This is a genomic window from Cognatundibacterium squillarum, from assembly GCF_014652435.1.
Classification (GTDB): domain Bacteria; phylum Pseudomonadota; class Gammaproteobacteria; order Burkholderiales; family Burkholderiaceae_D; genus Undibacterium; species Undibacterium squillarum.
The window spans coordinates 448,619-455,598 of sequence record NZ_BMYU01000003.1 but is presented as its reverse complement, the minus strand read 5'-3'; the positions used below and the strand labels follow the sequence as shown (position 1 = coordinate 455,598).

Here is a 6,980-nt window from a genome sequence, read left to right as displayed (position 1 = left end):
GTGCCCACATTTATTGGCTGTTGATTGTTAAAGAACTGTATTCTTTTCTGCTATCGCTGCGAAGCGTTGTGTTCGTCAGCAGCAGAGAAGCGAGATTATGAAGAAGCGCACGGATTTTGTCAACACCCTCTGACGGCAAGTTATGTCGACTCTGCAGTATCTGCGGCACTAATGATCCTCTGAATAGAGCGCTCCATCATTTCCTCCGGCTCTGTCAGCCTGGCAGCTCCACGCTGAAATGCCGATTGAATCAACGCAAAATCTGCCAGACACGGATGAGGCTGCAGAGCTTCCACTACAAGCCAGGCGCAAGATAATTGATCTCTCCAGATGACACACATACGACGCCACTCACCAGCCTGGAATAACTCAAAGCTGCAGCCAGGCTGCAATCGATCAAGCCATATTTCAGCCTCTGCGGCCTTCTTCGTTTTCATAAAGGGCGATTGTGTCATTTGCTGAGACTGCTGATTTTCTTCTGATAAGTACCGGACCGGTAACTCAATTTCATCTGCAGCCACCTGAATAAATGGCTGCACGTCAGAAAAATGCAGCCTGAGATCTGTTTCGTTCCGCAGGTGCGCCTGAAACTCTCTGACGGCAGTGAACCGCAACTGCCAGTCATCAAAGGTTAATGCTGCACTGTCAAGCTGCTGCCCATTACGCTCATGGATATCATTCAGCCAGCTATATAACGCGTTCTGACGGAAGGTGTTTAACTCAAGCAGGCCGAATCCCTGCCGCAAGATGTGCATCAAATCCGGAAAATACGATCGGGAAGTCTCTCGCTGTGCATCATCTGATTTTGGCTGAATAGCCCAGATAATCCAGGGAACAAACTCACAAAAGCTTCGTAATAATTCTGTATCTTTACGTGAGGCAATCACAATCGCCCGCACCCATTCGCTCTCAAGAAAACTGCGGAACTGCTGCGAAAAGCCAGGTACAGCGTTTAGCACATCAGCGATTTCCTGACGAAGGCGCTGACTGTCAGAAAAACGCAGCTGCGCTTCTGAAAGCACTCTGACAGAACGCCGGCTAAGGCGATCAAGATTACGTAAATCCTTTTCAAGAGATGCATCCAGACGAGCGAATATTCGCTCAAACAACCCCGGAACCTCACAATCATGACGTGCCAGCGTCTTAAATATTTTACTTACCTCGTCCTGAAAATAGGTTTCCGGTCCTGACAGGCCACGAACACCGGTCAATACTGACGCGATCCGGTTCAGCATCAAACGTGCCGGATGCCGGGCAGCAAGAAACCAGCTGTTATCCATCAGCGCGAGCTGAGCAATCAGGAAGTCACAGGTATTCAGTTTCTCACGCAACAACTCCGGAATTCTGAGATCTCTCTGCCAGGCTTCACTCAGCGCAATCACAACATCCAGCGCCATTTTTTGTTCAGATCGCTCACACAATAACGTCAGGTCATCACGATATTCCCTGAGCTTGCGAATACGTGAACTTCCCTCTGCTGAATTTTTTTTATGCAACTTCCCGAGAAGTTTGACCAAGACAGAACGACTGACAAGCGCCGGCGTCATAGAAGTAAAAGCACCTTGCGATTGCAGTTCCCGTAAATATGGCATCAGCCGCTCCGGCAAAGCCTGAGCACCACCAGCAGACGCAGCGTCTGATCTTAAAAATGACTGTGCATTACCGTCGGAAAATTTAATGTCAGCCTTACCGAATGCTTTGCGCACTGCCTCTCCAAGTGTTGCATGGGGTGACAGCCACATCAACGGTGCCGGTAACTGTTTCTCTGTGTCCGAAATCTGATCCGAACCGATAGCAGCCAGCCAGTCATGTAAATGCAATTCGCGCACCCCTGTGAAAGCAGCTTCACTCTGATTTTTATAGTGCGCCACAGAAACTACACCACTGCCAGCTGATGCTTTTGCCTGTTTGGCGATACGCAGGCTGAGTTTTGCTTCGACACCTTGCGCTTGCAGGATATGGTTGGTATGCCTGTATATAGACGAGACATGTTGCGCCATCGACTCTGCCAGCGCAAATTTCAATATTTTGGAAACAAGCGGCTCAAACCGCATGGTTTCCACCGCCTCGGAAAGGCTATTGGCAAGAATATAGGGGCGAAATGGGTTTTCGCGTTCTTTAATTTCGCTCTGCCCGAATAATCCGGTAATCCTTAGATTCAGTTCGTTTAGCTCCTGACCACCACAGTCGCGCAAGCGCTGAATCATGTTCATAAAACTCAGTGTGCCTTCAAACTCAGACTCTCCGAGCAAAGACAACCCTGTCGACTGCAATGCAGACTTTGTCTGAAACTGCTGATATGCGGTGTCGAGGCTGCGATCAAGCAAGCCTCGTAAAAAGAACATGATTTTGGGAGACAGGAGCTCTTTACGCTCCTGCAAATAATAGCGTGCCTGATGTGCAGCAATTTGCTCTGGCTTATTATCAGACTGATTTGCCTTGGCAAAAAGCCATTCCGTCGCCGTAGGAAACAAGGCTGGCAAATGCTCTTCGACAGCCCGCTCAAACGTCTGACGGGCAAGCAATAAAACCTCACGCGGTGTCATAACTGGGTTCCAGTAAATTGCAGGAACAAGCTGACGCGCACACAAGGGCATCCTAAAAGGATGCTAGCCGGCGAGTTCAGGTAGTCGCTTTTTTTCTGCCGGCGGTTTTCTTGGGCGCATCGGCCTGCACTGCGGCATCTTTCTTGGCGGTTTTACCTGCCGCAGGAGCTTTGGCTTTTCTTTCCTCGAATTCAAATCCGATTTTTCCGTCTTTACCACGTACCAGAAAAGCCTTAAACGGACGACGGGTACGCTGAGAAATAAAGCCCGGCAATAAATCAGTTTTCGATTCGACCAATAATTTACGCATCTGTTCCGGACTAATTTCCTGCTGCAAAATAATTCTGCCGCTGCGGAAATCACAAGCTTTCGGTTTTGCTGCCGTTTTCTCGCAAATATATGCGAGCGGCAATTCATAAACATTACTGCCACATTTCGGGCAAGGGCCGAGTGACGATTGCTGACTGAAGTCGGGTTCCTCCCCATCCTCATCACTTTCCTGCGCCTGTCCGAAATCAAACTCGAGCTTCAGATTATTGTGCTCCGTATCAGGCACAATTTTCAGCATTGCGGCAAACGGACGTCCCATTTTTGAGCGGAAGCCCTGTAAAGGTCCGATTTCGCGCTTCTGTAATAACTCTTCCACCTCGGCAACCTCAAACTGACGGCTGCCCGGTGTTTTTGGCAATGAGAATTCACACTGTGTACAGGCAAAGCGACGATAATTTTCTTTCACTTTGCCACCACAATGAGGACATGGTGTCTCCAGCGTCGCATAGTCACCGGGAATTGTATCGTTGTCGTACTCTTTCGCACGTTTTACGATGATTTGTGTCATCTGTGCGATTTCACGCATGAAAGCTTCGCGACTGATACCACCTTTTTCCATTAATGAAAGCTTATGCTCCCACTCACCGGTCAGTTCCGGAGATGTCAGTTCATCAACACCAAGTCCGCGCAGTAAAGTCATCAGCTGAAACGCTTTTGCAGTCGGAATCAGTTCGCGACCTTCTCGCAGTAAATACTTCTCGGTGAGTAAGCCTTCAATGATCGCTGCACGTGTCGCAGGTGTCCCAAGCCCTTTACCGGCCATTGCTTCACGCAACTCTTCATCATCAACCAGCTTGCCAGCACCTTCCATTGCAGATAACAAAGTCGCTTCAGAATAGCGGGCAGGCGGTTTCGTTACCAACTCATGAACGGCGACCTGGTCAGCCAGTACTTTTTCATCTTTTGCAACTGGGGCCAGCGTACCGCGGCCTTCTCCGTCTTTTTCTTCCAGCGCATCACGTCCATAAACAGCCAGCCATCCCGGATTAACCAGCACTTTTCCTTCCGTACGGAACTGATGACCGGATACCTCTGTAATACGTGTTGTTACCAGAAATTCTGCTGCCGGGAAAAACACTGCCATAAATCGGCGCGTCACCAGATCGTATAACTTCTGTTCAGGCTCAGACAGGTTTTTCGGTACCTGACCCGTAGGAATAATCGCAAAGTGATCGCTGATTTTGCTGTTATCAAAGACACGCTTATTCGGGCGCACCCATTGCTGATTCAGAATCTGACGTGCATGCGGCTGGAATGCCGGAATTGCGGAGATACTGTCCAGAGTCTGCATTGTCGTTGCCAGGTAATCTTCCGGCAAATGACGCGAATCCGTACGCGGATACGTCAGGACTTTGTGCTTTTCATACAACGCCTGCGCCAGCCCCAAGGTGTTTTTAGCGGAGAAACCGAACTTAGCATTCGCTTCGCGCTGGAGGCTGGTCAGATCAAACAATGCTGGCGACATTTGTGTCGACGGCTTTGATTCCTCGGAGACAGTCCCCTGACGGCTACGGCAAGCGGCAACCACGGACTCGGCTGCCGCTTTACTCCACAGACGTTCAGCTTTCTTTTCAGGATCCGTTTCGTCTTTACGGAATTTCGGATCAAACCAGCGGCCCTCGTAGATACCCCCGGCACAAACGAACTCAGCGCGCACTTCCCAGAAATCACGTGAAACGAATTTTTTAATCTTTTCTTCACGTTCGACCACAATCGACAGTGTCGGCGTTTGTACACGCCCGACCGTTGTCAGATAAAAGCCACCGTCTTTGGAATTAAACGCCGTCATGGCGCGGGTACCGTTAATACCGATCAGCCAGTCCGCTTCGGAGCGGCAACGCGCCGCATCCGCCAGTGGCAGCATGTCGGCATCCGAACGCAGTTTGTGAAAGCCATCACGTATCGCTGCGGGCGTCATCGATTGCAGCCAGAGACGCTGCACTGGCTGCTTCGCTTTTGCGTATTGTGCAATCAGACGGAAAATCAGTTCACCTTCGCGGCCCGCGTCACATGCATTGATGAGTGCACTGACATCTTTTCGCTTAATCAGCTTAGCAAGCACTTTCAGGCGTGATTCTGTCTTTGCAATCGGATTCAGCGCAAAGTGAGGAGGAATCATCGGCAAATGAGTAAAACTCCATTTACCACGCTTGACGTCGTACTCTTCCGGCACAGTAATTTCCACCAGATGGCCGACAGCGGATGAAAGCACATATTCATCTGACTCAAAATAGTCATCATGCTTGGTGAAGCCACCCAGTGCTTTGGCAATGTCAGCGGCGACAGATGGTTTTTCAGCAATGATGAGCGTTTTGGTCATTTCAGAATTCTCGGGCTTTGAAGGTCCAGAAATGTTTAATTGTCAACAATTCTAGCAAACTAATTATAAGAGTAATCAAATTAGCGCGGAATGATATACGTTGCCGGGTAAAAACCGCAACGTGATATTGATTCAGTCAGGGATTCTTTGTTCTGACAAGTTTTAATGCAGGATACGGGGCTGATTGTCGTCCTCAGACAACAGTAGTTCATCCAGCATCAGCATATCGGGCTCCAGCCCCTGACTCCACAACACCATCAGTACGATGATTTTGAGCTTATCAAGGGGTAGCGGTGATTCATTTACGGCAAGTGCCCGTTCAATCACAATTTCGCGTTCTGCAAAACCCAGCAAACCCGCCAGCTCCAGGAACTGAATGAAGCCAATCGCCTGTTCACCGAGCGCATGCGCCTCCGGCTCAGCATAAACACGTTGGGAAGGATGCCGTGCGGATGGCGCCTGTACGACAGTAACGGGCTCAGATAAGCCACTCAGCCACGTCAGTGCATCAGAGATATCTTCCTGATCAAAACCGACAGCCGCCAGTTTTTTCATCAAAACAGGGGGTTCCGGACATGCATCAGGACGGTAATACGTCTGGTAAAGATAAACAAGAATATCAAACATGCCCCTACTGTACCGTCAGGTCCGTGCAGATACAAGCCTTTTTACCCCGGCAAACATTCAGGCCAGGCGACGTACATAACCACCCGGCAACATTTCAAGTTGCCCTGACAGCTCCATCATCAGGAGTTGTGCCTGCAAGTCCGCAATGCTCAATCTCGCCTGCTGCGCCAGTATGTCGAGCGGAACAGGGTCATATCCCAGTAGCCCGGCCCATGCTTCTTCAGAGGAATCATGATGGCGATTGTCTGTACCGGGCTGCGCATTGACGTCAGGCCGGGAAAGCTGCGGTAAATCTTCCAGAATATCTGCTGCAGATTCCACCAGCTTGGCACCCTGACGTATCAACTGATGGCAACCTTTTGATAATGGTGCATGAATTGAACCGGGAATCGCAAAAACATCACGCCCCTGCTCTGCCGCCATACGCGCTGTAATCAGTGAACCGGATTGCGCTGCAGCCTCCACCACCAGCACGCCTGTCGCCAGACCCGAAATCAACCGGTTGCGGCGCGGAAAATTGGCGGCAACCGGCGAAGTGCCGAGTGAGTACTCACTGATGATGCAACCCTCTGCAGCAATACGGTGCGCCAGTTCTCTGTGCCTTGCCGGATACACTTTATCAAGCCCGGTACCGACGACGGCGACTGTACTGCCAGAGCCGGTCAGCGCGCCTTGGTGCGCAGCAGCATCAATCCCGGCCGCAAGACCTGAGCTGACGGTGATGCCCGCCTGACTCAGCGCAGCTGAAAAATCATGTGCATGACGCATGCCCTGACTGGTTGCGTGCCGGCTGCCCACTACACCGATCATTGTCTGATTCAGAAACTGCAAATCGCCGATTGCATACAGTAATACTGGTGGATCGGGAATATTCAGCAATATGGGAGGGTAACGGCTATCTGCCAGTGTCAGTAAGTGACATTGTGGCTGCTGCAGCCAGTCAGCAGTTTTACTGATCAGGTTCTGCAATCCGGGGGAAACAGGTTGCAGCAAGGCTTGTGCAATACGCGGGCTGACGACTTGCTGCAATGATTGCAGCGAGGAAGAAAAAATGGCTTCCGGTAATCCGAAAGCCTTTAGCAGCCGGCGGGCAGTTTCATTCCCTACCCCCGGCGTTTCCATCAGGCGCAACCAGTTCGCGAACTCGTGCATGCCTG

4 protein-coding genes are annotated in these 6,980 nt (G+C 50.5%); all 4 read right to left on the bottom strand.

Annotated elements, in window-relative coordinates; all coding sequences use genetic code 11:
* Positions 1–140: 140 nt before the first annotated feature.
* A complete protein-coding gene (locus tag IE092_RS09050; RefSeq protein WP_189356801.1) occupies positions 141–2,525 on the bottom strand; it encodes a DUF1631 family protein in 2,385 nt (794 codons plus the stop codon).
* A gap of 97 nt (positions 2,526–2,622) precedes the next feature.
* Positions 2,623–5,196: a DNA topoisomerase III gene (locus IE092_RS09045; RefSeq protein WP_189356799.1), complete on the bottom strand. Its 2,574-nt coding sequence runs from the start codon at positions 5,194–5,196 to the stop codon at positions 2,623–2,625.
* Positions 5,197–5,358: 162 nt separating this feature from the next.
* Complete coding sequence (locus tag IE092_RS09040) at positions 5,359–5,823, bottom strand: Smg family protein (RefSeq protein WP_189356797.1); 465 nt, start codon at positions 5,821–5,823, stop codon at positions 5,359–5,361.
* A 57-nt stretch (positions 5,824–5,880) separates the two neighbouring features.
* Positions 5,881–6,975 (bottom strand): DNA-processing protein DprA, encoded by a 1,095-nt coding sequence (dprA, locus tag IE092_RS09035; protein ID WP_189356795.1) that lies wholly within the window; start codon positions 6,973–6,975, stop codon positions 5,881–5,883.
* Positions 6,976–6,980 lie beyond the last annotated feature (5 nt).